We start from the raw sequence: 25754 nt of genomic DNA on the forward strand, positions 1-25754 counted from the left end.
TGAGACCTTCCTTACTCCGGTTACGCCTGTCGAAGGTCTGACCTCCCGCACGGGAAAAACTCATCCCTCCAGGGCGAGCACCACCCACGACTGGCCCTGGGCCAGCCCCGCCAGCTCCCTGCCGCACTCCTGGAGCGCCTGCGGCCCGGAGAGGATGTGCGCGGCGCCCGCCTGGGCGTCCCTGAACAGCCGCTGGATCAGCCCCTCGCGCAGCGACGTGGTGCCCCCGGACGCGTAGACGAACCCGGCCACCCCGGCGATCGTCGAGGTGATGTGGTTGAGCGCGAGCCGCACCATCGTCTCCTGGCGCACGCTGAGCCGCCCGCCCTCGTCCAGCGTGCGCTCCACGTCGTCCCAGGTCTCTCGGATGAGCGCCGCGGCCGCGCGGAACCGGGCCTCGGCGCGGGCGAAGTCGGCGTGGAAGGCGTCGCTGCCGGCGATCTGGCCGGGCCGCCCGCTCCGCGCGGCCGCGTACCCGGCCAGCTCGTCCAGCAGCCGCCGGCCGATGCCGAGCGCCCAGCCCGAGTGGCAGATCAGCGCCTGGTCGAGCAGCCCGAGCCGGAAGATCGCGCCGCCGCGCAGCGGCTCCGTCGTGCCGAAGTCGTGCGACTGCGAGTACGGCACGAAGGCCCCGTCGATGGTGTAGTCGATGCTGCCCGTGGCGCGCAGGCCCAGGACGTCCCAGTTGCCGAGCATCTTGACGTCCTCCATCGGGCTGATGAAGATCCGTACCTCGTCGGTGCCCTCGACGGCGGCGGCGCTGTGGGCGTACTGCGCGTGGTACATGCCCGAGGCGAAGCTCCACTGCCCGGTGAGGCGGAACCCGCCGTTCTCGGGGACGGCGACGCCCGGCCGGGTGCCCTGGCCCGCGATCAGCGGCATCCGCGGGCCCTTGAAGAGGCGTTCCACGGCATCGTCGCCCAGGTAGGCGCCGGCCGTGCCGTTCTCCAGAGTGGTGGCCATGACGACCCAGCCCGTCGAGGGGTCGGCGTACGTGAGCTCTTCGAAGACGTCGAGCAGCTCCCTGGGGGACTGCTCGGCACCCCCGAGCGGCACCGGCACCCAGCCGCCGAAGAGGCCCGCCGCGTGCAGGGCGTCCACGACGGGGGTGGTCAGCCTGCCCGCGGCCTCGGCCCGGCCCGCCTCCCTCTCGATCAACGTGCGCAGGTCCCTGGCCCGCTCCAGCAGGGTCGGGCCGGCTCGGTGCAGTCGCGGCGTGTCGCTCATGTCCAGGTGCTCCTGTTCGTGATCGTCGGCGCTCTACCTCCGTCAGATCACGTCATGGGCCCGATGTCCAGTGCCCTGGTCGGCAGGTGTCAGCCGGATGGCCGTGGGGCATGAGGCAGGCGAGAGATCTCGGGGGGACAGATGGGGGGAGATCCAGGAGACGGCGCGTTCGACAGCTTTCTGGGGCTGGGGGCCGAGGACCTGCAGCGACTGCAGGAGACCCTCGCGCAGATCCGCCAGCTGCACGACCGGATGAAGCGCCTGCTGGAGGCCGTGCTGGCGATCAGCTCGGAGCTGGAGCTGAACGCGGCGCTGCAGACCATCGTGGAGGTCTCGGCCGACCTGGTGGACGCCAGGTACGGCGCTCTCGGCGTGCTGAACGAGGAGGGCGAGTTCGCCGACCTGTTCACGTGCGGAGTCCCGGAAGAGGTGTACGCCGCCATCGGCCGCATGCCGACCACCCACGGCCTGCTGGGGGAGCTGGTGGCCCACCCCAGGCCGATGCGCGTGGACGACGTGACGTCCCATCCGCTCTTCCGCGAGTACCCCGCGGGCCACCCGGTGATGCACAGCCTGCTGGGCACGCCACTCCTGGTACGCGGCACCGTCTACGGCAACATGTACTTCGCGGACAAACGTTCGGGAGGGCCGTTCAACGGCGACGACGAGCGGATCATCGCGGCCCTGGCCAGCGCGGCCAGCGTCGCCATCGAGAACGCCCGCCTGTACGAACGCCTCCGCCGCAGCACCGAGGACTTCCAGCGCAGCCTGCTCCCCGTTCTCCCGGACCTGCCCGACGTGGGCGGTGTGCGCGCCTGCGCCCGCTACCGCCCCTCCAGCTCCCTGCCCAGGATCGGCGGAGACTGGTACGACGTGATCATCCTGCCCGACGGCGTCCCCTGCCTCATGGTCGGCGACGTGATGGGGCACGACCTGAAGTCGGCCGCCATCATGAGCAAGATCAGCAACATGTTGCGGGTGCTCACCTACGAGCAGTGCGAGCCGCCCTCGCACATCCTGCAGCGGCTGGACGAGGTGCTGCACGACCTGCACGGCGGCCCGATGGCCACCGTCCTGCTGGCCCGCCTGGAGGAGCACACCGACTCCGGATGGCGGCTGTACTGGAGCAGCGCCGGCCACCCGCCACCGCTCCTCGTCCCCGCCGACGGCCCCGCCCGCTACCTCCTGACCGAGAGCGGCCACCCTCTGGGCGTCACCCCCACCCTTCCCCGCCCCGACCACGAAGAGCTGATCGCCGCGGGATCGACCCTGCTCATGTACACCGACGGGCTCGTCGAGAGCCCCGGGCACAGCCTCGACGAGGGCCTGGACGGCCTGGCCCGCGAGGCCTCCCGCCTGTGCCGGCTCCCCCTCGACGAGATGTGCGACCAGCTCCTGTACCGCCGCAGCGAGAACTTCACCGACGACGTCGCCCTGCTCGCCCTGCGCCTCGGCCGGCCAGGGACCGTCCAGAGATCCATGGAACGGAATGGAACGCCCTTGATCTGAGGCGCCGTCGTCCGAGCACGGCGCCCGTACAGAAGGGGGTTTCCCATGCCACCATCCCGGCGGCTCATCAGCCGATTACCAGCCATCCTGGTGGCCATCGCAGCCGTGCTGGCCGTCGCTCCCGCCGCCCGCGCGGCGGCGCCCGCCATCCACGCCATCGCCTGGGGCAAGGGCGGGTTCGGGCAGCTCGGCGACGGCGCCTACGACAACCGGCTCGTACCCGTCGCGGTGCGCGCGGAGGAGGCGGGCTTCACCGAGGTCGCGGGCAGCCTCACCCACTCGCTGGCCGTCGCCGCCGACGGCACGGTCTGGGCCTGGGGCCAGAACAACAACGGGCAGCTCGGCGACGGCACCCACACCGACACGAACGTGCCGGTCAAGGTGCAGGGACTCACCGGCATCGTGGAGGTCGCGGCGGGCTGGGGGTTCAGCCTGGCCAGGAGCGCCGACGGGCACGTGTGGGCGTGGGGGACGAACTACGCGGGACAGCTCGGGCTGGGCACGTTCGGCGGCTCGTACGCCACCCCGCAACCACTGCCCGAGCTGCGGAACATCACCCACATCGAGGCGGGCTGGTTCCACAGCATGGCGCTGCGCAACCACTTCACCGTGCTGGTCTGGGGCAGCAACTCGCGCGGCCAGCTCGGCGACGGCACGGGGGTCGAGAAGGCCAGCCCGACCGAGCTGACCGGCCTCGGCGGGGAGAGCGGGCCGGTCTACGACATCGCCGCCGGCTTCTACCACTCGCTGGCCGTACGCGCCGACGGCACGCTGCTCTCCTGGGGCGCCAACAACTCCGGCCAGCTCGGCAACGGCACCACCTCGGTCACCGCGTCGCTCAGCCCGGTGCAGGTCCTCGGCCGGTACGGCCAGGTGCGCGCCCTGGCGGCCGGCTGCCAGCAGAGCTACCTGGTGGACGGTTCCGGCCAGGTGTGGGGCTGGGGCGACAACACCCATGCCCAGGTGGCCCACACCGGCACCGTCGTCAAGCAGCCCCAGCTCATCCCGGGCCTGTCCGGCGTCAACGACGTGGCGGCGGGCTGCGCCTTCGGGCTGGCCCTCACCTCGGCCGGCACGGGGTACGGCTGGGGCCAGTACACCTCCGGCCAGACCGGCACCGGCGTGCCCGTGCCGATGCCGGTGTTCCCGATCGTGTGGGGCTCCGAGCTGACGTTCATCGCCGCCGGGGGTGACCACGGCCTGGCCGTACGGAAGCTGAGCTGAACGGCGTGACGTCGCCGGCGGCCCTGAGACGTGCGTCACACCAGGGCCGCCGGGACGTCACACTTCGCCGCCGTGCTCACCTCTCATGAGGCATGACCACGACACTCCAGGTGCTGCGCACCCCCGAATCGCGCTTCGCGAACCTGCCGGACTACCCGTTCCAGCCGCACCACGTCACCGTCGCGGGCGGGCGGCTCCGGATGCACTACCTCGACGAGCGGCCGGAACACCCGTCGGGGGACACCGTTCTGCTGCTGCACGGCAACCCCTCGTGGAGCTACCTGTACCGGCACGTCATCCCGCCGCTCGTCGAGGCCGGGCACCGGTGCGTGGCCGTCGACCTGATCGGGTTCGGCAAGTCCGACAAGCTCGCCGACCGCCACGCCTACACCTATGACCGGCACCTGAGCTGGCTGCGCGAGGCCGTGCTGGACCGGCTGGACCTGCGCGAGGTGACCATGGTCTGCCACGACTGGGGAGGCGCGCTGGGCCTGCCCCTGCTGGCCGCGCATCCGGAACGTTTCCGCCGCGTGGTGGCCGCCAACACCGGCCTGAGCACCGGGGACGAGGATCTCGGGCCTGGCTGGCCGATGATGGCCGCCTGGCTGCAGTCCAGCCAGCGCACCCTGCCGTTCCTGCCGTCGGCGATCGTGCAGGCGATGACCGTCACCGAGCTGGGGCCGGAGGTGCTGGCCGCCTACGACGCGCCCTATCCGGACGAGTCGTACGTGACGGGGGTGCGGCAGTTCCCGCTGCTCATCCCGATCTCGCCGCAGGACCCGTACACGCCGGCGCTGCGGGCCGCCTGGGACGTGCTGGAGACGCTGGAGCTGCCGTTCCTGTGCGCGTTCAGCGACCAGGACCACGTCACCCGCGGCGACCACACCGCGCTCAGCGGGCGCATCCCCGGCGCCCGCGGCCTGTCCCATCCCACCATCACCGGTGCGGGCCACTTCCTCCAGGAGGACGCTGGGGCGGCGCTCGCGGCCGCCGTCGACCAGTTCATCCGCTCGACGAGCCCGGCCACCCGACCGTCTTGACGAGCACTGCCTCTTCCGCTCCTGGTCACCGTCATCGAACCGCCGCAGTCACCACACGAAAGCGAACAACCATGATCGTCGTAACCGGCGCGACCGGCCCCGTCGGGCGTCTCCTCATCGCACAGCTGCTCGCCGAAGGCGCCCGCGTCCGCGCCGTGAGCCGAACCCCGCAACGATCCGGCCTGCCGGACGGGGCCGAACTCGTCACCGGCGATCCGTCCCAGCCCGCCACGATGCCCGCCTGCTTCGACGGCGCCGAGGCCGTCTTCCTGCACCCCCGCACCTTCGGCGACTCCGCCGGTGAACTGCTGGCGGTCGCCGCCGAGCGGGGTGTCCGCAAGGTGGTGGCGCTGTCGGCGATCAACATCGACGACCCGTACGAGCTGCAACCCTCCCGCCGGCGCGGCGACCGCAACAAGGAGGCGGAGCAGGCGGCCATGGCCAGCGGCCTCGCCTGGACCAGCCTGCGCGCGAGCAGCTTCGCCGGCAACACCGCCCAGGCGTGGGGTGCCCAGCTCCGCGCCGGCGACGTCGTCCGCTACGTGCACGCCCGCTTCCGCGAGACCCCGCTGGACGAACGCGACCTGGCCGAGGTGGCAGCCCGCGCGCTGCTCACCGACGACCTGGCCGGACGGAAACTGGAGCTAACGGGCGCGCAGTCGCTGTCTCACGAGGAGATGGTGGCCGTCATCGCCGCCGCGCTCGGCAGGCCGCTGCGCTTCGAAGAACTCCCACCGCAGGCCGTCGCCGCCCACCTCGTCCAGAACGGCCTGCCCGAGCCCTGGGCCCAAGCCCTGATGGCCCGCTACGCCCACTACCTCGACCACGACCAGCCCCCCGTCACCGGCGAGGTGGACAGGGCACTCGGCCGCCCCGCACGGACCTACGCCGACTGGGTGGCCGACCACCTAGCCGCGTTCCGGACCGCCTGAGCCGCCCCATGCCCACCGCGTACGTCATCACCGCGCTGGTCACGATCGCCGCGAACACCTTCTCCGGGTTCGCGGCCATGACCAGGCTCAAGCCCATCATGCGGACCCTCGGCCCGGCGCCGCACCGGGCCGGCGTGCCCGAATCCTGGCTGGTCTGGCCGATCGGCGCCCTCAAGGCTCTCGGCGCGCTCGGCCTCGCAGTCGGCCTGCTGGGCGTCCCGCTCAGATGAGGCCGCGCGTCCTCAGGAGAAGGCCCCCTCGCGGCGGATGGTCTGCCAGGGTAGGCGGGTGCCCAGGAGCGCGGTGGTCGTGGACTGGATGACCACCAGGTACATCAGCTGGCGGAAGACGAACTGCTGCAGCGGCAGCGCCCACAGCACCCCCGCCCGCTCCCCGTCCAGCCGGAGCGCGTACCACCCGGTGAGCGTCTGCACGGCGAGGAGCCCCGCCCACACCGCGGCCGCCGGCAACGGGTCCCGCATCAGCAGGGCGTAGACCGCCATCACGTCCACCGCGGGCCCGAACAGCGGCAGCAGCACGTGGAAGAGCGCCAGGAACCCGAGCGCGCGCCGGCCGAAGGGACCTCGCTCGACGACCGCCCGCCGGTGCTTCCACATGGCCTGCATGGTCCCGTAGCACCAGCGGTACCGCTGCCGCCACAGCTGCCGCAGCGACGTGGGCGCCTCCGTCCAGGCCAGCGCCCGCTCCTCGTACGCCACCCGCCATCCCCCGCGGCTGATCGCCATCGTCAGGTCCGTGTCCTCCGCCAGGGTGTCGCCGCTGAGGCCGCCCACCGACTCCAGCGCCGCCCGGCGGAAGGCGCCGATCGCGCCGGGCACGGTCGGTATGCAGCCCAGCAGGTCGTAGGCCCGCCGGTCCAGGTTGAAGCCGATCACGTACTCCAGGTGCTGCCAGCGTCCGAGCAGCCCGCGCCGGTTCCCGACCTTGGTGTTGCCGCTGACCGCGCCGACGCCCGGGTCCGCCAGCGGCGCCACCAGGTGGCCGATGGTGGCGGGCTCGAACACGGTGTCGCCGTCCACCGTGATCACGATCTCGTGGGAGGCGCGCGCGATGCCGGTGTTGAGCGCCGCCGCCTTGCCGCCGTTGGGGCGCCTGAACACCCGCACGCCCGGCAGCCTCAGCGCGGCGGCCCGCTCGGCCGTGTCGTCGGAGGATCCGTCGTCCACCACGATCACCTCCACGGGGGCCGGGTACTCGGTGTCGACGAGCGACCACACGGTCGCCTCGATGCCCAGCTCCTCGTTGTAGGCGGGGACGATCACGCTGACCGGCGGCCGGTACGGGGGCCGCTCCGGCGCCTGCCGTCGACGGCGGCGGTCCCGCGCACCCGCCGCCCGCCGTGCGTGCGATCGCGCCAGCACCACGAACACCAGCAGCCGGGCCAGCGTCAGCACGCCCGCGGCGACCATCACCCAGGCCAGCGTGTCCACCGCGAGGGACGATCCGCGCTGCGCCAGGATGAGCAGCCGGCCGAGGACGCGGCTGGAGTCGTCCGCCGGGACGTGCGCCGAGCCCAGGCCGAGCCCTTCGGCCAGGGTCGTGGCCCGGTAGCCGTGCCTGGCCAGCTTGGCCAGCAGCTGATCCACGGCCTCGACCGTCTGGCTGCGGTCGCCGCCGGAGTCGTGCAGCATGACCACGGCCCCGCGCCCCCTGTAGGGCGTGCCCGCGCGGACGATCTCCGCCACGCCCGGCCTGCTCCAGTCCATCGTGTCCAGGTCGGCAAGCGTCACCAGGTAGCCCTCGCCGTCCAGGGCCAGCATCGTCTCCCACTGCCGCGCCGACACGGCGGACGGGGTCGCGTGGTACGGGGGCCGCACCAGGTGCGTGTGCATCCCGGTGGCACCCGCGATGGCGTGCTGCGTCAGCGACAGCTCCAGCTGCCGCCGCCAGGCGGGCACGGCGGACAGGTCGACGTGCGCGTACGTGTGATTGCCCAGCTCGTGGCCCTCGTCGACGATGCGCCGGGCGAGGTCGGGGTACTCGGCCACGCGGGCGCCGACGGCGAAGAACGTGGCCTTCGCGCCGTGCCGCTCCAGCACGTCCAGCAGCTTCGGTGTCCACTCGGGGTCGGGACCGTCGTCGAAGGTGAGCGCCACCGTACGGACCGGCATGCTCAGGCTGCGCGGCCCCCGATCGGCCGCGTCCTGCTCCGTGGGTTTCTGCGGCGCCGCGTCCACCACCGGGCCGCCGCTGCGCACCCGGTCGAGTTCGGGCGAGTATCCGTAGGACTCGGGGACGGGTTCGTGCTCGCCCAGCTCACCGTTGGCGTACCCGTGCAGGAGCAGGGAGGATGCGGTGAGCACGGTGGCGACCAGAGCCAGGAACCAGTGCGCACGCGGTGCGGGCCGCCTGGCGCGGCGCCTGGGGCGCGGGGTGACACGTCCGTCCGGCCCTCGGAGGTCCAGCGGGTTCACGTGTTCCGGCCGCTCGCGGCGCCCGGCCGCTCGTCGGGGAGTTGAGCGGGAGATTCGGTTCCCCCGCCCGGGGAGGGGCCGAGGTCCCCGGTCGGCGCGGTGGACGCCTCGGCGGTCTCGCTCTGCGACGGAGCCGGGTCCTCCGGTGACGGGGAGGGGCCGCCCCCCGGGTCCTGCTCACCGCCGATGGAGCCGGCGGGCTCGTCGGACTCGTCCTCCGGGTCGGGAACGGCGGGGCGCGTCGTCCTGGAGGGGCTCGGCGACGGCGCGGGCCGGTCCGGCGTGTCCTCGGCGACGGGTGCGGAGGGGCGGCGGGAGGCCGGCGCGGACGGCGGGGCGGAGGGCCGCCGGGACCTCACCGAGGCGGAGGGGGCCGGGGACGGGGACGTGACGTCGGCGGATTCGGACTGCTCGGGAGCGCCGCCGCCGCCGCGCCCGTCGGCCGGCCACTGCACGGAGTCCAGCCTGATGCCCCGAAAAGCGCTTCCCAACAGCACTGCGGTCAGGGCCAGCAGGAGGGTGCCCGCGAGGATCCCGCTGATCGTCAATATCCATGCCCGCCGGCCGCTGTGGTCGACGAACACGGCGGATCCCGCCGCCCGCTTCCGCTTATTCACGAGTGAAGATCGTAAATGACGTGGGAGCCTTCCCATTTCATTGTCGGGATATTTTCGCAGATTGTGATCAAATTGGAGGGAGTGGGGATCTCGCCTGGTCGGGCGGCCCTAACCGATCGGCTCGCCCTGTCTTCGGCGCCGCCCTGGCCCGCGTGGTTTCGGAGGAAATTTGCGCCCTAGCCATAGGTCATATCAAATGCGCGCGTGGCTTTGTTGTTACCATCTTGGGCCCGCGTTTCGGCGGCATTCTCACCGAGCGGGGCGGCTCCACGACTGTTTGTCGCGTCCGGTGAGATGAGCTGGAAGCATACGGGCCTTCGCCGACAAGAAGTCCGGGCAAGAACATCGAAGGGCGAAGAGCGCGCCGAGAGCTGCGGCGAGCAGAGGAAGACCGGCGACGACAGCTCCGATCGCCGGCCAGGGGGTCTCGAACGGCACCCGTGCCGGCGCCTCCCACGTGGTGCGCATCGTCAGGGGCCACAGCAGCAACATCCCGGCGGGAACTCCGGCGATCGCGCCGAGCACCGTTCCGCACAGGGTGCTCAGACCCGCGCGAGAGGCGCGGAACCACCGGAACGCCGCAGCCGATCCGTTGCCGGCTCGCTTCATGACCCGGGCCTGGCGCGCGTTGGCGGCCTTGCCGAAGCCGGACGCCAGCGCGCACCCGAGGGCGGCGAGGAAGGCCACCGCGGCGAAGGGCAGCCACCCGGTCGAAGCCTGGAAGCCCCGCTCGACGTGAACTTCCGCGACCGCGTCATCCAGCCGGTCGTCGAGGCGCTGCTGCTCCTGGGGCGTGACCCGGTGGACGGCCGGGTCGACGATCAGCTCGCTCGGCTGGAGCCGGTAGCCGAGATCTCGGACGAGTTTCGATGGGACGAAGATCGTCTCCATGTGCGGATCGGAGATTCTGGCGACGACCGCCCGGGCGGACTTGGTCTGCCGAGTCTCGTCGTCCTTGTCGAGCTCGTAGACCAGGTCCACCGCGTCGACCTTCACGCCCGCCGACGTGATCACGACGACCGTGCTCTCGTCGTACGGCGTCGACTGATCGCCCGTGAGGTACCGCAGCAGCTTCTCGTCCCCGATGACCTGGTTCCAGTAGACGACCTCCTCCGGTATCTCGACGTTCTCCGCTCTGGCGTCGAAGAACCAGGTGTCCACAACGGCCTCGTGCTGGGCGATCGGCACGCCCGGTAGTTCCCTCTCCACCGCCGCTCGTACCGTGGCCGCGTCCGCCGTCGAGAAAGGCCCCAGGGACACAGGGCCCGAATGGACCACTAAGCTGCCGGGCCTGCCGCGGGGAAGGTATTCGGCCCTGCTCTGTGCCGTTTCGCCGACCGCGATGAGCCACGATGGCAGCGGGCCGAGACCGGCGGTGAGCACGCCCGCGCCGACCAGGATGATCAGTAGCACCCCGAGGGACTCGATGGCTTCGTAGCGTGAATCCTCACGGGCCAGCCATGCGCCAAGTCCCATCAGACAGACGCCGCGAACGACGCGAACAGCCCCAGGGCGACGGCTCTCCGGCTCATGAGCTCGTGGCGGTTGGGCGGGGCGGAGAGCCGCGCGACAGGAATGGCCGCCGTCGCGGTGCTCAGGGGAAGGCCCACGAACAAGGCGACGATCAGTACGGAGACGGCGGGATAGACAAGATCGAAGGACATGGCGGGATGGTAGTGAGCCGCCACGGCGACGCATCCGCGCATGCTCGCGCAATCGAATCCGATCACGCTCGCGCCTTGGCCGATCCCACGGCTGCAGATCCGGGCGACAAGGCTGAGCTCTGCATCCAACTGGGGCTGAAGCTCGCGTATCTACGCCGAAAAGCAGAATGTGGAGGCCCGGATCGAACCGGAGCCCCCACATGTGCGTGCGGTGTGTGTCCGAGGTCGGTCTTGAACCGGTCGACTATCTTTTGGGCAGTTGTGACACCCCGTGGCTGGACATCTCGTGACGGGGTGGATATTCAGTTCGGTGCGCAAGCTCTTCACCTACTTCGTGGGCGGCGTCCCAATTATGTCGTCCGCCAACGACAGCCCGGCCATCGCGCCCTCGGCCATGAGCACGGCGTGCCGGTCGAGAACGTACCCGAACCAGGCGGCCAGGCCGACCCGCTGGGCGCGCCGCAGCGGCGAGCCCACGTCGCGGGCTTCGGAGCCTATGAAATCCAGCCGGATGCCGTACGGGGCGAGCCGCTCGGCGAGCCCGATCGACTCCGTCACGCCGCGCTCGGTCGACAGGTGGCGACCTCCGACCGGCCGCGCGCCGCGCTCAGGTGTGACGTACGGGGGGCGGGCCTGCTGATCGTCCACAACCACTGGCCTCTGTGGGCGCTGCATCACTGGGGCCCTCAGGTCGTCCGGGACGTACGCGAGCTTGTCACCTCCAAGCAGGCCGCCTGTGCCGCGCGGCGCCATCAGGTGATGCCGAGCCGACCCGTTAACCGCATCCCGCCCGTGAGAGGCGTACGTGGTCAGGCCATCGCAGTGTTGCCACAAGGTCGTGCCCACGCCGGACAAGATCCAGTGCCACGCGGCTGTCCCGTGTTGAGGGCCGCCCCGACAAGTGAGTGGCTGTCCGGCACGTCTCCAGCACGACGACGCCGGCCCAAACCGTGCCAGAAAGGCGGCCGGGAATCGGTGACTGCAACACCGACCCCGGCCTGTGACCCAGCAACCTGACTACAGCAGGAGCCAGGCCATGAGGCCCAACCCTTCCACACCCACTGTCACGGCGGAAATGCAACCCGACGACGAGGTTCCGCCGACCCTCATTCGACGCTTCCTCTCCAACCTCTTGCTCTCACGCCGAACGCGTCGCGTGCCGGACATTGAGACGCCCACCACCCCTGGCACAGGCCAGCTCGGGGATCGGGTCATCCTCGGCTTCGCGGTGGCCGTCCTGCTGGCGGTCGCCGGCGCGGCTGCCTACGTCTCGTACCACCACTTCTACGCCCTGGCCATCTCTCTGGGAGAGCGGCACGACATGGCCGTCCTCTACCCGGCGATGTCCGACGGCGTGATCGTCATGGCCTCAATCGTGATGGTCTACTGCTCGCGTCGCCGGATGCGTGTGCCAGTCCTGGCATGGGTCACTCTCGCCCTGGGAGGCGCAGTGACGCTGGCGGCCAACGTGGCGCACGGCTGGTCAGGCGGACTGGGATCTCGCCTGGTCAGCGCCCTTGCACCGCTCGCGTTCGGGGCCGCGTACGAGCTGCTGATGTGGATCGTCCGCAACAACCGCCGCCCCTCTCAGGAGACCTCCCCAGACACGCACGTGTGCCAGCCCACCGAGACCGTGGTCGAGGTGGAACGTCAGGTACCGGTGCTGCCTGCCGACCGGTTCGAGGCGGCGCGACTGGCCTACCTCGACAGCCTCAGCGAGGGCAAGCAGCGCCTCGGCCGACGCCCGCTGATGAGTCGCTGGGGACTGGAGCAGCGCGAAGCGGAAGAGATCATCGCCGAGGTGGAGCGGGAGCGCGCCCAGATTGCCGAGGAGAAAGGGCAGCAGGTGTCCGACGCCGAGGACGGGGTGCCACCGAGCGACGCGCGTGAGGCGGACGCGGCGTGAAGGACCTTCTCATCCTCACGACATGCGCCAGCCTGTCTCTCCTCTGCACTCTCAGCGAGGCGACGCCGGACGCCCGAAGCGCCACGCAGATGTGGATTGCCTTCCGCCGGGCCGAACTCCTTGGGTCGCCCTCCTTGGGTCGCCGGTCACCCGAACGGCGGTGAGGGCGTGGCCGTGACGGAGGACATGCACGACGGCATCACCGCCGACCTCCAGGACGAGACCTCGCCACTCACTTCCATCACCGAACCGAAGCAGACCCCGGACGAGAACGACGTCCTTGAGGGCACCGTCGTCCTGGTTGATCAGCCACATCGATCTGGCGCTGACGACCTGCTCGCCGAGCTGGCTGCGCGCCGACAGGAGCGGTCGCCGCTGGTGCCGGTGTGGCTGCGGTCACGGGCGGACGCCTTGCAGGTGCTGAAGTGGCAGGCCGAGCACACCGGCTACGTGTTCACCTATCACCTGCTGCGCACGCCGAAGTACGCTGCCAAACTCCTGGCCCGGACCCCGGCAGGCGCCTGGCGGGCGCTCGCCGGCCTGGTGCGCTGGTTGTTCGATCTGGAAGGCCACCCGGTCCGCCGGGCGGCTGTGGCGAAGGAGCAGGCCGCGGAGTATCTGGCGCTCTCCAAGCAGCGCGACAGCCGGGTCAAGGCACGGCTGTGGACGCTCCTCACCAGCGCCATCGCGTTGCTACTCGCGAGCACCGTGGTGACGTTGGTAGCACCGGCCTGGGTCCACTGGGCCACCGTTGGCATCCTCATCGCAGTCCTCGGTGCGATCGGGTCTCCCGCCGACAAGCCGCTCTTGGACCGGGCAGTCGTTCCGACACGAGTGCGCAAGCTCACCAGTGACCAGGTGCTGGACGCGCTCGGCTCACTCGGCATCTCGGCCATCAACCAGGCGCTCGGCAAGAAGGGGCGCGGCATCACCTTCCCGGCCCGATCATGCGCGATGGGCCGGGCTGGCGGGCCGAGGTCGATCTCCCGCTCGGCGTGACGGTGGCGGAGGTGCTGGACAAGCGCGACAAGCTCGCCTCCGGCCTGCGCCGCGCCCTCGGGTGCGTGTGGCCCGAGCCGGTCTCGGAGGAGCACCCCGGTCGGCTGGTGCTGTGGGTGGGCGATCAGGAGATGCGCAAGGCCCGGCAGCCTGCCTGGCCGTTGGCCACGTCGGGGCAGGTCAGCCTGTTCGAGCCGGTCCCGTACGGCAACGACCAGCGCGGCCGACCGGTCTCGATCCTGCTCATGTTCGCCAACGTGCTCATCGGCTCGATGCCGCGCTACGGTAAGACGTTCGCGCTGCGGGTGCTGCTGCTGGCCTGCGCGCTGGACCCGCTGGCCGAGCTGCGGCTGTTCGAGCTGAAGGGCACCGGGGACCTGTCGGCGCTGGAGAAGGTGGCCCACCACTACGCCAAGGGCGCCACCGACTCCGCCAAGACCGCCTGTGTCGCCTCGCTGGCCGAGGTGTACGCCGAGCTGGACCGCCGCGCGGAGGTCATCGACGGCCTGCCGCGTCACCAGGCGCCCGAGTTCAAGGTCACGCCCGAGCTGGCCGCGCGGCGCGACCTCGGCCTGCATCCGATGGTGGTCGCGATCGACGAGTGCCAGGAACTGTTCGCCGACGACGAGTACGGCGAGGAGGCCGCCAAGTACGCCACCGCGATCATTAAACGCGGTCCCGCCCTGGGCATCATCTTGATCTTGGCGACCCAGCGCCCGGACAAGGACAGCCTGCCTAAGGCCATCTCGGCGAACGCGGGCATTCGGATCTGCCTGCGGGTGATGGGCTGGCAGGAGAATGACATGATCCTCGGCACCGGAATGCACCAGGCCGGGGTCAAGGCCACCATGTTCACCCTCAACGACAAGGGCATCTCTTGGGCCGTCGGCATCGCCGAAGACCCGCTCATCGTCCGGTCGGCCTACCTGGACGGCCCCACCTCGGAGCTGATCGCCGAGCGCGCCTACCAGCTCCGCCAAGCGGCCGGGACGCTGTCCGGGCAGGCGATCGGCCAGCAGCCGCCGCAGCGGGTCTCCTACGACCTGCTGGCCGACATCCTGGCCGTCACCACGGCCAAGGAGGAGAAGGTCTGGAACAGCACCGTGGTGGACCGGCTGGCCGGCTTCCGGCCGGACGCCTATGGCCAGTGGGCGGAGCTGAAGGACGACGTCAAGACCGCCACTCTCACCGCCCGGCTCAAGGAGTACGGCGTCAAGACCGAGGACACCTGGGGGCGCGACGCCGCCGATAAGGGTCGCAACCGCAAGGGTTTTACTCGCACCGATGTGGTCGAGGCACTAGGCAGGCGAAAATCTAGCCAAGCCTGAGCCTCATCCTGCTAACGCCCTCGGGAGTCACTTCCGAGGGCGTTAGCCAGGCGGCTAGAACGCTAGGTACCAGGTCACCGTGGGCATGTTCCGCTAGTGGACCCGCTAGGCCTAGCGGTGCATACGCTGAGAGGACGCTCCCTCCGAGGACGTCGTTCGGTAGAGCGACTGTGGCGCCCTGCGTTCCGGCGCCCTGGAACATGCGCCTACGTGCACCTGGCAAGAACCGGCGTGGTGATCGTCGCGGCAGCAAATCCATCACTTCATCACATGCTCAGGGAAATAGTGTAATCGCCGGAGGAGCTAGCCAGGCCGCGATTTCAGGCGGGTGGTCTGTTACCAATACTCCAAGCAACTATTGAACTCAGCTTAACCTTCCAGGGCATGGGCCCCTGCTCGCCAGCGCCAGTTGCGAAGTATCCGTCTTTTATATACAGATAATGTTCAAGATGATCGATCATCTCGCCTTCGGATGTGAGCTGGCCCGTAGCGCCGAACATTCCCTTTAGGATCGCGTGTGCGGATGCGCCCGCCTCGCCGGCCTCTGCAATGCTGGCGAACCACTCACTGTGCCACTGAGTGGAGCTGACGAGGAGGCCACGAAGCAGTCCGCCCGGAATCACCAATAGAACACCTATCGATCCCTTTGTGACATTAACTAGCACTTCCAGGCTCATCAGGGTAGAATCACCCCCACTCCTACCTCTCGGTGCGGGGTAGTCGTGGCTTTCGTTGCTCCATGGAGGCATTTCCGGCTGGTCTGTCATGCAATCTCCTCTCTCGCTAGAGGTATGAGCATACGGCAAAGGATGGTTGAGATGAGACCCCCAATAGTCGGCTTGGTCGATGCTGGATTCCTTGTCAGATCGACTTCCACGGCCCTAAAGGTCCCTGCGGGCGAAGTGCGCATCGAGGGGGAAGAGTTAGTGTCATGGTTTTCGACGTCCGCTGCCCGCATGAGGAGCGGCTTCTTGCGCTGCTATTGGTACGACGGTGTTTATCCCGAGGGTGCGCCGCTGCGACACCGTCAGCGTACCGAGCTGGATAGGCTTGAGGCGTGCCCGGGTATACAGCTCAGACTTGGCCACTTGCAGGCCGTGCCCTTTGAACACAAAGAGCAGTTGAAAGCCGCTGCACGCGCGGCCGGGGTCGACTATAGCCAGCTCATGAGGCACTTCAGGCTTGAGACCCGGTATACCCAAAAAGGCGTAGACACGCTAATGGTTCTAGACATGCTTCGGTTCGTTCAACAGGGCATGACTAAGAAGATTATTCTCGTTGCTGGAGATCGAGATCTTGCGGAGGCGGTGCGAGAAGTGCAAAATATGGGCGCAACTGTACTTCTTGCATATCCGCAAGGCGCGCCAGTGGCCGGGGAACTTGCAAGCTTGGCGGATGAGAGGATTGCCTGGAGTGCAGAGGTTTTGGGTCGCCTTATTACACGCCGCGACGATCGAATAGCGGAGCTCATTGTTAAGGTTCTCAACGAAACCAATTTGCTCACCGATGGAACTCCACCTCTCGAGCTTTAGCTGCACGCTGTTAGGGATGGCGGCTTTGCTATCACGCTGGCGGGCAGCCTTCGTCTAGTCAGTCCACGCTGAGCGATTGCACGATCGGCGCGGGCGCACTGTAGGAGCGCCTGGACGTCACCTCTGCCCGCACCTATGGGTGCGTAGTCTTCAGCCGGGCCGGTGAGGCCGCTACGCAATAGCAGCACCGGTTGGATTGACTTGGTGTGGGGGTTGACTGACGCACCCAACCAGTGTCTTCTCATGGAGAAACTTCCCGAAAGCTTCTCGAAGGAGTGGCACGATGAGGGTCAAGTATCTGGGATCAGGGTCAGGGGAAGGCGGTTCCCCGACGCTCTTCGCCACCGATCGGGGCACCATCCTCGTCCAGGGCTACATCGTCACCGACCCTCAGGCCCTCTCCGACATCGGTGAGATCCCAGAAGGCGAGACGGTGGTAGAGATCACGCAGGACATCCTCCGGTTCGCGGACGAGCCGCTGACCACCGACCCTCGGAACAACCGTCAGCGTGCCACTTCCACGGAAGGTCAGGAGGCGCTTTGACCCTGATCAGCGGGCCGGCGTTCGTGGACCTCTTCCGTACGTTCGCTCACACTGCCCGCAGGCTGGAGAGCCGAGAGCGGTACGACTCGCCCAGTGAACGCGAACCGTTGCGCCGCTTCCTGGCGGGCGAGCCGGAAGATCTCGCCTGGTTCCAGAACTGGCTGGGCATCGTCGGCAAGGCAACCGAGGAAGGCAAGATCTTCCAGCGCGTGCGGGTCGTTTCGCTCCCGCTCAGCGACTACAGCAGATTCGGGCTCGACCTCTCGCGCCACACCGTGGCGGCCGGCGAGGACATCCGGTACCTCGACCGCAGTCAGGCGGCCGGCCTTCCGGAGCGGGACTTCTGGGTGTTCGACTCGTCCCGGGTCGCGCTGCTGCACTTCACGGACGACGACCAGCTCCTCGGCGCGGAGATCATCACCGATCCCGCAGTGGTCGTGGAGTGCGCAGCCGCGCTGGACGATGCCGTTCACCGTTCCCTCTCACGCGAAGAGTTCGTGGCGCGACTGCCGGATGACTACAAGATCAGGTAAGAATCGGGGCGTGACCAGCGTCCATCAGGCCCGACAAGCACTTGGGGCCAGGCTCCGCGAGCTGCGGAATGCCGCCGGTTTGACCGGCCGTCAGCTCGCGGAGCTACTCGCATGGCCGCACTCGAAGGTGTCGAAGCTGGAGACCGGCAAGCAGACGCCCAGCGACGCCGACATCGGCTCGTGGGCCCAGGCGACGGGCGCTACCGAGGAAGAGCGGCTCGCCTTACTGGCCTCGCTCCATACCCTCGAATCGCGTCACGCCGAGTGGCAGCGTGTCCTGCGGGGAGGCATGAGCCACCACCAGAACGAGTGGGGCGATGCCGAACGGCGTGCCGGCCTGCTGCGTGTCTTCGAGCCGGTCTACATTCCCGGGCTGCTGCAGACCGCGGAGTACGCCCGTGCGCGCATGGCCGAAGCGATCGCCATGCACAATCTGCCGAACGACATCGAGGAAGCCATGCAGGCGCGCATGACGCGCCAGCAGATCATTTACGACCCGGGCAAACGCTTCCAGTTCGTGGTCACCGAAGCCGCCCTGAGGTACCGGCTGTGTGCACCTGAAGTGATGGTGCCGCAGCTCGATCGGCTGGTGGCCGCTTCGACCCTGCCCAACGTCCGGCTCGGCGTCATCGGCTTCGGCACCGCCTATGTGACCGCCCCCAAGCATGGGTTCTGGATCTTCGACAACGCCCTCGTCATGGTCGAGACGTTCACCGCCGAGCTCCACCTCGCCCAGCCGCCGGAGATCGAGCAGTACGCCCGGGTGTTCCGCTCTCTGGCCGGGATGGCGTCCTACGGACAAGCCGCCAGGGCCCTGATCACGAACGTTATGGAGGACCTGTCGCGGTTGTTGCCGGCCGACGAAACCGAGCCCGAGGAGTAGCGCCAAGTTTCTCGGCTTCTCGGATTCGGAGGGAGTTGCTGAAACTCCGAGAAACTTGCTAGGCCCTCTCATCGGCCTCATGCCACGCTCACGGCGACACCTCAGCCCGTACCCGTGGGAGGCAGCTCATGAGCGCACGTTACGTCCCTCTGCTGCCTGCCGAGGCCGTGGCGGCGCTGCCCGAGCGCGCCCGTGACGTCGTCGAATACCGCAAGTCCGGGTTGTCCCTCAATCACATCCAGGGCTGCCCGCTCGGCTGCGCGTACTGCATCCGCCACACCTACGGGCTCTGGGACGCCCGTCTGCCGCAGGCCCTGATGAGCGACGCCGAGGCAGTCGAACAGTTCGTCAGCCACCGGTACTTCCGGCCGCACGACACCCCGCTGCAGGTCTTCAACCGGGCCACCGACCCGTTCCTGCCGGGCGTCCGCGAGCACCTGTTCGCCGTCCTGGAAGACCTCGACAGCCGCGAACTCACCAACCACATGCTCGTGATCACCCGTGCTCGCATGAACGTCAGCGATTGCGAGCGGCTGAACGCGCTACGGCATCTGAAGGTGACGCTGCTGTTCACGTACTCCGGGATCGGTGACAAGAGGATCGAGCCTCACCCCGCGCAGACCGTCGTGAACTCCATGCGGCTCGCCACGGCCCACGCCGCGCGCCGGTACCGGACGATTTTCTACTGGCGGCCTTTGGTGCCCGGACTGAACGACACCACCGCTCATCTGGCGCGGGCCGCAGTGCTGTCCGGATGGGCCGACGCCACGGTGTTCACCGGCCTGTTCTACCGGGACGAGATCGCGGACTACTACCGCGCCAACGGCCTGCCCGAGCCCTACCAGGAGACCGCCCGCCGCAAGATCGTCCCTGAGACGTTGGAGAGACGCATCCTCGCGCGCTTCGCGCGCCGGCCGTCCGGCGCGCCGCCGTTGTTCAGGAAGACCTCGTGCGCTGTCTCGTACGTCCACGGCCTGCCGGACTACAACGGCCACTACGGCATCAACGAACTCTGCGACATCTGCCCGGCCGCTCAACTGGACATGTGTGCCCGAGCGCACCAGGTCCCCACCGCGCCCCAGCTCCACGAGGCCGCCGCCGGCCTGCCCGAAGCGGCCCACATGCACGTCACCGAAGTCACGGAACGGGCGGCGCAGGTGGAGGGCCTCCCGTCCGAGCAGCCGCGGTACTACCTCCAGCACCGGCTCGCCTTCCAGATCCATGACGCCGCGCACCCACATCGCCAACGGCGGCACGGCCGAGCCGACCTCGGATGGGAGAGCGCGAATGGCTGACCAGAACGCCCCATGGACGGAGTTCCGCTACGCGGTCGTGGACGTCGAAGGTAACGGGCAGCGCCCTCCCGACCTGGTGGAGCTGGCCATCGTGCTGATCGACGATGGCGAGATCGGAGAGCCACTGACGTGGCTGGTCAAGCCACCCAGCCCCATCACTCCGCTAGCCCGCCGTATCCACGGCATCTCCAACGAGCAGGTGGCATCCGCTCCGCTGGCCGCCGAATATGCCTCAGAGATCGGCGCCATCCTGGAGGACACCATCTTCGTGGCGCACAACGCCCATGTGGACCTCGGCGTGCTGACGCGGGAACTGCGCGGGTTCCAGCCCGCCATCGTCATCGACACGCTGAAGCTGGCCCGGCGCAGGTTGCCCGGCCGTCCCTCGTACAAGCTTGGCTTCCTCGCCGAGGAGCTCAAGCTCACCGCGGACATGCCCACCGGCTCAAAGCCGCACCGCGCGGCCTATGACGCTCTCGTCTGTGCCCGCCTCCTCGCTCATATCGCTGACGGTGCGGAGCTGGCCGACCTCCTGACCGACGCGAAGACGACCTCTTGCGAAGGATCGACCGATGACGCAGCTCCGACCCTTTTCTGACCATCGGCGCGGCTTGTTCGTGAGCATCGACGGGCCCTCGGGCGCCGGGAAGTCGACCATCGTCGCCCACCTCTCGCAGCTTCTGGTGGCCGATGGCGAGCACGTGCACACCACCGCCGAACCGTCCAACGGCGTGCTCGGGAAGATCGCGCGCGAGATGACCGAGACCATCACCGGCCCGGCGCTGGCCTGCCTCTACGCCGCCGACCGCTACCACCACCTTGAGACCGAGATCCAGCCCCACCTGGACGCCGGCGAGGTCGTCCTCTGCGATAGGTACGTGCCTTCGGCCCTGGTCATGCAGCGGTTCGATGGAGTGGACCCGGTCTTCCTGTGGAGCCTGAACTCCCTTGCCGAACGCCCGGACTTAGCGGTGGTCCTGGAGGGCCCGCCTGAACTGATCGCCGCACGGCTGGCGGAGCGAGGAGCGCACAACCGGTTCCAACTGACTCCCCGGTCCAGCCATGCTGAGGCGCACTTCTACCGGCAGGCGTGTGACCGGCTCATCCAGGCCGGATACGACGTCCTACGCGTCGATGTCGGCACGGATGCCCACCAGATCGCGGTCACGATCAGGAACAGGCTCAGAGAGTTCTTCGCCGTATCGGACGATCAACCGCCGAAGACGGCCGCATGGTGACCATCTCCCCCTTCCCCGGAAATCAGGCGAGATCCTCATGACCGACACCCCTCTCACGCCGCCACCCGGTGACAGCTTCAATCCGGCCGAGGCCGTGCCCGCCCGTACCTACGCCGCGTTGCGCGGGGCGGGCAAGGAGGCGTTCGCCCGCGACCGTGAAGCCGTGGACGAGCTCCGAAGGACGATCCACGAGAAGGTCGACGAGGTGGCCCAGGAGAACGCCGCCGCGTTGGTCCGCGTTGTCCACCATCTCGCGGGCCGCGGCTACGCCCAGTTCGCCGACTTGGGATGCGGCAAGCCCGTTCAAGGCATGGACGTCCTTGGCTTGCCGGACCTGTACGACGTCGCCGCCGGCGTGAGCCCCGACGTGCGCTGGCTCGCACTGGACTCCGACCAACTGGTTGTCACCACCTGCCGGGCACTACTGCGCGGACCCGGTATCAGCGTGGTGCAGCAGGACCTGCGTCAGAGCGCCAAGGTGCTCGACGCCATGGGCTCGCATCTCTGGCTGAGCAAACCCATCGTGGTCATCCTGGGTGCGGTGCTGCACTTCCTGACCGACGAAGAGTGCGCCGACCTCAGGTTCGCTTTGCGCGCCCGTCTCGCGCCCGGAAGCTTGGTCATCCTGACGCACGTGACCGGGGACGGCATGGATCCGGCCAACGTCGAGCGAGGCCGAGCGGCCTACGAGAAGCTGCATGGCGGCGTCCCGATCTACGTTCGCAGCGAGTCCCAGGTCATGGGCCTCGTGCGGGACTTCTCCGTTCGGGACCCGGGCGTGGTCCGGACGATCGACTTCATGCCGGAGGAGGGCGGACGTGCTCCTCTGCGGGATGCCCCGCACTTCCTCATGGTGATGGCGGAAAGCAAGGACAGATGACGGCGGTATGCGGCACCGCCCCTGTACGCCATCAGACAGTCCTGTACTCCAGGAGGATTCCATGTTGACCGGCAAGGCCGAAGCCGCTACCGAAGCGGCGAGGAGGCAGGGAGCGGAACTGCAGCGCCGTGCGCGTGGCTGGTTCTACCTGATGTACTCCCCTTACTGGCGCCGCCACATCGCCATCTACATGGGCGAATGCGATCACGGCATCATCCTCCAAGCGAACAGTCCAGACGAACTCTGGCGCCTCATGAACAGCGTGGCGCCGCCTGGCTGGCAGGCAGAAGGGCTACTGCGCCTTTCTAGGAGAAACGTGCTTCCCAGCCCTCAAAGGGGGCGCGGGTGATGAGACGAGACGTGGCCAGGCAGGCCGTCGGGGGTGCTAGGCCGCGTCTTGGCGCGGTTGCGTCCACGGGAGTGGTGTACGAGTTTGACCTGGTCAAGAGGCGTGGCGTCGTGAAATGGCGACGGCCATCGCGTGATCCTTCAAAGGCGCAAACCAAGATCGAAGGAGGCACGTGATGGCCGCGGACAACAGTGTGACGCCCGAGCAGTGGCTGACGCAGCAGATCCAGACCGGTGACCCCGACTTGTTGCGATCCATGGTGAAGACCATGGCCGAGACGTTGATGTCAGCCGAGGCCGACAACCTGTGCGGCGCCGGTTACGGCCAGCGCAGCGACGAGCGGACCAACCGGCGCAACGGCTACCGCACCCGCGAGTGGGACACCCGCGCAGGATCGATCGAGCTGGCCATTCCGAAGCTACGCTCAGGCTCGTACTTCCCGGACTGGCTGCTGGAACGACGGCGCCGGGCCGAGCAAGCGCTGATCAGCGTCGTTGCCACCAGCTACCTGCTCGGCGTCTCGACCCGCCGCGTGGACAAGCTGATCGAGCAGCTCGGCATCAAGCACATCTCCAAAAGCCAGGTCTCGCAGATGGCCAGGACACTCGATGAACAGGTCGAGGCGTTCCGCACCCGGGCGCTGGATGCCGGCCCGTACACCTTCGTCTGGCTGGACGCGCTGACGCAGAAGGTGCGCGAGGGCGGGCGGATCGTCAACGTGCACGTCCTGGTCGCCACCGGGGTGAACGCCGACGGCAGGCGCGAGATCCTCGGCCTGGACGTCACCTCGGCCGAGGACGGCGCCGGCTGGCTGGCCTTCCTTCGCGGCCTGGTCGCCCGCGGCCTGTCCGGCGTGCAGCTGGTCATCTCCGACTGTCACGCCGGGCTGGTGGCGGCGATCGGCGCCACTTTGGCCGGCGCGTCCTGGCAGCGGTGCCGCAGCCACTACCTGCGAAACTTGCTGACCTGCGTGAACAAGTCCGCGCAGCCGTTCGTGGCCACCCTGGTCCGCACCCTGTTCGACCAGCCCGACGCCGCCTCGGTGCGCGCGCAGCACGCCTGGGTCGTGCAAACACTGGAGGCCAAGCACCCGGCCGCCGCCGAGCATCTCGACGCCGCTCGGGAAGACCTGATCGCCTTCGCCGCCTTTCCCCGCGAGATCTGGCCGCAGATCTGGTCGAACAATCCGCAGGAACGGCTGAACAAAGAGATCCGCCGCCGCACCGACGTGGTCGGCATCTTCCCCGACCGGCCCTCGATCATCCGCCTGGTCGGCGCGGTACTGGCCGAGCAGACCGACGAGTGGGTCGAAGCCCGCCGCTACATGGGCCTGGACATCCTCGCCAAGGCCCGCATCCGAGTCGTTCCCGGCGACGCACCAGCTCAGAACCCGCTCCCGCAGACACTTACCGCTTAACCTGCAGAAACAGGATCACGCGAAGATCGATTCATACACCACGTCCGTGGACGTGACCCTTGGCGCGGCCGGTCCAGGGCTCCTCGTGCCTGACCGACCGCGCGCTCCGGTACGGGTTTCGATACAGCATGGTTGGAACCCGCGCCGCCTACAACTCGCAGTCCCACGGTGGAGCCCCTGGCCGCCGGGGCTGCGAGCCCCAACTCCCAACCGCCGGCGATGTCGCTCGCAGAGCTCCCGTTGCTGCTCCCCCCACGGTGCAAGACAGTCAGGCCAGGGCGGAGAGAGTTGACGATGGCGAATGCCCACCAACGGGAGTTGGTTGAAGACGACCCCGCGTTCACGTGGGAGCCGTACAGGCCAAGCGGAGTGCTTCGGGTCACGCACACCTCGTGTTGCGGCATGTACGAGTTCGCCTCCGGGGGTGGCACCTTCTTCGTACTGCGCCACGTCGGTGGTGCCCGCTACGAGGAGACCGGCAGAGGCCGCTACCCGATCGCCCTCGCCGCCTACATCGCCCTGGTCGAACAGCATCATGCCGACCATCGCGGACGCGGGGAACGCCCGGAGCCGGACACCTACCTCGCCCGAGAGGGACGGCGCGGCTAATCCCGCAGCGTTCCCACAACCACCACGATCGACCAGTTGCCCATCACGACCACGAAGAGGGGATCCACCCGTGACCACCGACAACGACGCTCAGAACGCTGCCGCGTTGCGCAATGACATGGCGACCGCCGTGGCCGCCACATGCGCCGAATGGGGCTTCCCGCTCCCGGTGCGGGTCGAGGCCGCGCTCCGTACGGCTCCGCGCCACCTCTTTGCCCCAGAGGTGTCGCTGGAGGCCGCCTACGCGGTGGAGCCCGTGGAGGTGAAGCGCGACGAGCACGGCGTGCTCATCTCCACCATGTCTTCGCCGGACATCCAGGCCATGCAGCTCGTCCAGGCCGACATCCAGCCGGGGATGCGCGTGCTGGAGGTCGGATCAGGGGGATACTTCGCGTCGCTGCTGGCGGAACTGGTGGGCCCCACCGGCCACGTCACGACCATGGACATCGATCCCGAGGTGACCAACCGGGCCGGCAACTACCTGATCGCCGCCGGGTACCCGGGCGTGCAGGTCGTCACCGGCGACGCCGAGCACGGCTGGAAGGCCAACGCCCCGTACGACCGCATCATGATCACGGTGGGGGCGTGGGACGTGCCACCGGCGTGGCGCGACCAACTCGCCGACGGCGGCAGGATCGTGCTCCCGCTGCGGATGAAGGGCATCAGTCGCTCGCTGGCCCTCCAGCGCACGAACGACCACCTCGCCGCCCTCTCGGCGGGAATCTGCGGCTTCGTCCCGATGCAGGGCGCCAGCCGGCACGACGAGCACCTGTGGCTGCTCAACGGCGAGAAGGTCGGCCTGAGGTTCGACGATGGCAACCTGTCCGACCCGACCAAGCTCGACGGCGTGCTGGCCGGCGAACCCACCGCGGACTGGTCCGGGGTGACCGTGGCCCGGTCCGAGCCGCTCGGCGACCTGCCCCTGTGGCTGGCCACAACGCTGCCCGGCTTCTGCAACCTCACCGTGGCGGCATCCGGCGACGAGGAGCCCGGCATCGCGGTCGAGCCGGGCGGACGATGGTTCCCCTACGCGACGGTCGAGGACGACTCCTTCGCCTACCTGTCCGTGCGGCCGGCGGGCAAGAGCCACGTCGAGCTGGGTGCGCACGGCTACGGACCCCGCGGCGGTGAAGTCGCCCAGGCCATCGTCGAGCAGGTTCACATCTGGAACCGCGACCACCGCGGCCGTCCCGGCCCGGAGTTCTCGGTCTGGCCGAACGGCCACCCCACCGAGATGCCGCCCACGACCTTGGTCATTCCCAAGCAGCACACGCACGTCGCGATCTCCTGGCCGGAAGCGTAACACCGCGCCTCTGCCCAGGTGGGTTAACCAAACCCGACACAGATGAAGGAGGAGGCTCATGCCCCCCACCGCCACAGCGACCACCCCGAAGCCCGTCGTCGAGGACCCCTGGGACCTCGACATGCGAGTGGTCGAGGCGAGCATCCCCATCCCCAAGATGTTGTGCTCCACCGGCGACGGCTGCGGCTCCAGCTGCTCGACGAGCGCCTGCACCACCAACGTTGCCGACCCGTCCTGACCGCGTGAACTGCTGCCGGCGCCACACACGTGGGCGCCGGCGGCACCCACAC

28 protein-coding genes are annotated in these 25754 nt (G+C 68.8%); 21 read left to right on the plus strand and 7 right to left on the minus strand.

Going from position 1 to position 25754, the window contains the following annotated elements; all coding sequences use genetic code 11:
• Nucleotides 1–60: 60 nt before the first annotated feature.
• Nucleotides 61–1227, minus strand: a complete 1167-nt coding sequence (locus HD593_RS58820; protein WP_185111471.1) for an acyl-CoA dehydrogenase family protein — start codon at nucleotides 1225–1227, stop codon at nucleotides 61–63.
• A 141-nt stretch (nucleotides 1228–1368) separates the two neighbouring features.
• On the opposite strand from HD593_RS58820, the gene HD593_RS58825 reads away from it, so the two are divergent.
• The 5 genes from HD593_RS58825 (at nucleotide 1369) to HD593_RS58845 (ending at nucleotide 6162) form a co-directional block, all read left to right on the plus strand.
• Nucleotides 1369–2736, plus strand: coding sequence for a PP2C family protein-serine/threonine phosphatase (locus HD593_RS58825; RefSeq protein WP_185111472.1), 1368 nt, complete (start codon nucleotides 1369–1371; stop codon nucleotides 2734–2736).
• 45 nt (nucleotides 2737–2781) lie between these two features.
• Nucleotides 2782–3960, plus strand: coding sequence for an RCC1 domain-containing protein (locus HD593_RS58830; RefSeq protein WP_185111473.1), 1179 nt, complete (start codon nucleotides 2782–2784; stop codon nucleotides 3958–3960).
• A gap of 92 nt (nucleotides 3961–4052) precedes the next feature.
• On the plus strand, nucleotides 4053–5000 hold the full coding sequence (locus tag HD593_RS58835) for a haloalkane dehalogenase (protein ID WP_185111474.1): 948 nt from the start codon (nucleotides 4053–4055) through the stop codon (nucleotides 4998–5000).
• Nucleotides 5001–5071: 71 nt separating this feature from the next.
• A complete protein-coding gene (locus HD593_RS58840) occupies nucleotides 5072–5932 on the plus strand; it encodes an SDR family oxidoreductase (protein WP_185111475.1) in 861 nt (286 codons plus the stop codon).
• 8 nt (nucleotides 5933–5940) lie between these two features.
• Entirely contained in the window at nucleotides 5941–6162 is a 222-nt protein-coding gene (locus HD593_RS58845; protein WP_185111476.1) for a DoxX family protein, read from the plus strand.
• Nucleotides 6163–6174: 12 nt separating this feature from the next.
• Here the strand turns inward: HD593_RS58845 and HD593_RS58850 are convergent, their stop codons facing one another.
• The 5 genes from HD593_RS58850 to HD593_RS58870 all read right to left on the minus strand — a co-directional run bounded on the left by HD593_RS58850 (nucleotide 6175) and on the right by HD593_RS58870 (nucleotide 11296).
• Nucleotides 6175–8256: a bifunctional polysaccharide deacetylase/glycosyltransferase family 2 protein gene (locus tag HD593_RS58850; RefSeq protein WP_312904416.1), complete on the minus strand. Its 2082-nt coding sequence runs from the start codon at nucleotides 8254–8256 to the stop codon at nucleotides 6175–6177.
• Nucleotides 8257–8363: 107 nt separating this feature from the next.
• Nucleotides 8364–8984 carry a hypothetical protein gene (locus HD593_RS58855; RefSeq protein WP_185111477.1) on the minus strand — a complete coding sequence of 207 codons (621 nt, stop codon included), beginning with the start codon at nucleotides 8982–8984 and terminating at the stop codon, nucleotides 8364–8366.
• Nucleotides 8985–9233: 249 nt separating this feature from the next.
• Complete coding sequence (locus HD593_RS58860; RefSeq protein WP_185111478.1) at nucleotides 9234–10367, minus strand: hypothetical protein; 1134 nt, start codon at nucleotides 10365–10367, stop codon at nucleotides 9234–9236.
• A gap of 92 nt (nucleotides 10368–10459) precedes the next feature.
• Complete coding sequence (locus tag HD593_RS58865) at nucleotides 10460–10648, minus strand: hypothetical protein (protein ID WP_185111479.1); 189 nt, start codon at nucleotides 10646–10648, stop codon at nucleotides 10460–10462.
• 327 nt (nucleotides 10649–10975) lie between these two features.
• Entirely contained in the window at nucleotides 10976–11296 is a 321-nt protein-coding gene (locus HD593_RS58870) for a hypothetical protein (protein WP_185111480.1), read from the minus strand.
• 388 nt (nucleotides 11297–11684) lie between these two features.
• Here HD593_RS58870 and HD593_RS58875 point away from each other — a divergent pair, with 388 nt between their 5' ends.
• The 3 genes from HD593_RS58875 to HD593_RS58885 all read left to right on the plus strand — a co-directional run bounded on the left by HD593_RS58875 (nucleotide 11685) and on the right by HD593_RS58885 (nucleotide 14881).
• Nucleotides 11685–12554: a DUF2637 domain-containing protein gene (locus HD593_RS58875; RefSeq protein ID WP_185111481.1), complete on the plus strand. Its 870-nt coding sequence runs from the start codon at nucleotides 11685–11687 to the stop codon at nucleotides 12552–12554.
• 168 nt (nucleotides 12555–12722) lie between these two features.
• The gene (locus HD593_RS58880; RefSeq protein WP_185111482.1) at nucleotides 12723–13553 is read left to right on the plus strand and encodes a hypothetical protein; all 831 of its coding nucleotides are present in this window, start codon (nucleotides 12723–12725) and stop codon (nucleotides 13551–13553) included.
• The gene (locus HD593_RS58885) at nucleotides 13502–14881 is read left to right on the plus strand and encodes an FtsK/SpoIIIE domain-containing protein (RefSeq protein WP_185111483.1); all 1380 of its coding nucleotides are present in this window, start codon (nucleotides 13502–13504) and stop codon (nucleotides 14879–14881) included. The genes HD593_RS58880 and HD593_RS58885 overlap by 52 nt, the downstream gene beginning before the upstream one ends.
• Before the next feature lie 320 nt (nucleotides 14882–15201).
• Here the strand turns inward: HD593_RS58885 and HD593_RS58890 are convergent, their stop codons facing one another.
• Complete coding sequence (locus HD593_RS58890; RefSeq protein WP_185111484.1) at nucleotides 15202–15648, minus strand: hypothetical protein; 447 nt, start codon at nucleotides 15646–15648, stop codon at nucleotides 15202–15204.
• A 189-nt stretch (nucleotides 15649–15837) separates the two neighbouring features.
• On the opposite strand from HD593_RS58890, the gene HD593_RS58895 reads away from it, so the two are divergent.
• The 13 genes from HD593_RS58895 (at nucleotide 15838) to HD593_RS58955 (ending at nucleotide 25702) form a co-directional block, all read left to right on the plus strand.
• Nucleotides 15838–16413, plus strand: a complete 576-nt coding sequence (locus HD593_RS58895) for an NYN domain-containing protein (RefSeq protein WP_185111485.1) — start codon at nucleotides 15838–15840, stop codon at nucleotides 16411–16413.
• 283 nt (nucleotides 16414–16696) lie between these two features.
• On the plus strand, nucleotides 16697–16957 hold the full coding sequence (locus HD593_RS58900) for a hypothetical protein (RefSeq protein ID WP_185111486.1): 261 nt from the start codon (nucleotides 16697–16699) through the stop codon (nucleotides 16955–16957).
• Nucleotides 16954–17490 (plus strand): DUF6879 family protein, encoded by a 537-nt coding sequence (locus HD593_RS58905; RefSeq protein ID WP_185111487.1) that lies wholly within the window; start codon nucleotides 16954–16956, stop codon nucleotides 17488–17490. Before HD593_RS58900 ends, HD593_RS58905 begins: the two co-directional genes overlap by 4 nt.
• A 10-nt stretch (nucleotides 17491–17500) precedes the next feature.
• Nucleotides 17501–18373, plus strand: a complete 873-nt coding sequence (locus HD593_RS58910) for a helix-turn-helix domain-containing protein (protein WP_221525479.1) — start codon at nucleotides 17501–17503, stop codon at nucleotides 18371–18373.
• A gap of 167 nt (nucleotides 18374–18540) precedes the next feature.
• Nucleotides 18541–19668 carry a hypothetical protein gene (locus tag HD593_RS58915; RefSeq protein ID WP_221525480.1) on the plus strand — a complete coding sequence of 376 codons (1128 nt, stop codon included), beginning with the start codon at nucleotides 18541–18543 and terminating at the stop codon, nucleotides 19666–19668.
• On the plus strand, nucleotides 19661–20266 hold the full coding sequence (locus HD593_RS58920; protein ID WP_185111490.1) for a 3'-5' exonuclease: 606 nt from the start codon (nucleotides 19661–19663) through the stop codon (nucleotides 20264–20266). The genes HD593_RS58915 and HD593_RS58920 overlap by 8 nt, the downstream gene beginning before the upstream one ends.
• Nucleotides 20241–20906, plus strand: coding sequence for a dTMP kinase (gene tmk / locus HD593_RS58925; protein WP_185111491.1), 666 nt, complete (start codon nucleotides 20241–20243; stop codon nucleotides 20904–20906). Before HD593_RS58920 ends, tmk begins: the two co-directional genes overlap by 26 nt.
• Nucleotides 20907–20943: 37 nt before the next feature.
• Nucleotides 20944–21786, plus strand: coding sequence for an SAM-dependent methyltransferase (locus HD593_RS58930; protein WP_185111492.1), 843 nt, complete (start codon nucleotides 20944–20946; stop codon nucleotides 21784–21786).
• Between the two features lie 61 nt (nucleotides 21787–21847).
• The gene (locus tag HD593_RS58935; protein WP_185111493.1) at nucleotides 21848–22135 is read left to right on the plus strand and encodes a hypothetical protein; all 288 of its coding nucleotides are present in this window, start codon (nucleotides 21848–21850) and stop codon (nucleotides 22133–22135) included.
• Nucleotides 22136–22310: 175 nt separating this feature from the next.
• Nucleotides 22311–23552 (plus strand): IS256 family transposase, encoded by a 1242-nt coding sequence (locus HD593_RS58940; protein WP_185111494.1) that lies wholly within the window; start codon nucleotides 22311–22313, stop codon nucleotides 23550–23552.
• A 402-nt stretch (nucleotides 23553–23954) separates the two neighbouring features.
• Nucleotides 23955–24161 (plus strand): hypothetical protein, encoded by a 207-nt coding sequence (locus HD593_RS58945; RefSeq protein WP_185111495.1) that lies wholly within the window; start codon nucleotides 23955–23957, stop codon nucleotides 24159–24161.
• Between the two features lie 70 nt (nucleotides 24162–24231).
• Nucleotides 24232–25464 carry a methyltransferase, FxLD system gene (gene fxlM / locus HD593_RS58950; RefSeq protein WP_221525481.1) on the plus strand — a complete coding sequence of 411 codons (1233 nt, stop codon included), beginning with the start codon at nucleotides 24232–24234 and terminating at the stop codon, nucleotides 25462–25464.
• A 58-nt stretch (nucleotides 25465–25522) separates the two neighbouring features.
• Nucleotides 25523–25702, plus strand: a complete 180-nt coding sequence (locus HD593_RS58955; RefSeq protein ID WP_185111497.1) for an FxLD family lanthipeptide — start codon at nucleotides 25523–25525, stop codon at nucleotides 25700–25702.
• The last annotated feature ends 52 nt before the right edge of the window (nucleotides 25703–25754 follow it).

This window comes from Nonomuraea rubra, assembly GCF_014207985.1.
Taxonomy (GTDB): domain Bacteria; phylum Actinomycetota; class Actinomycetes; order Streptosporangiales; family Streptosporangiaceae; genus Nonomuraea; species Nonomuraea rubra.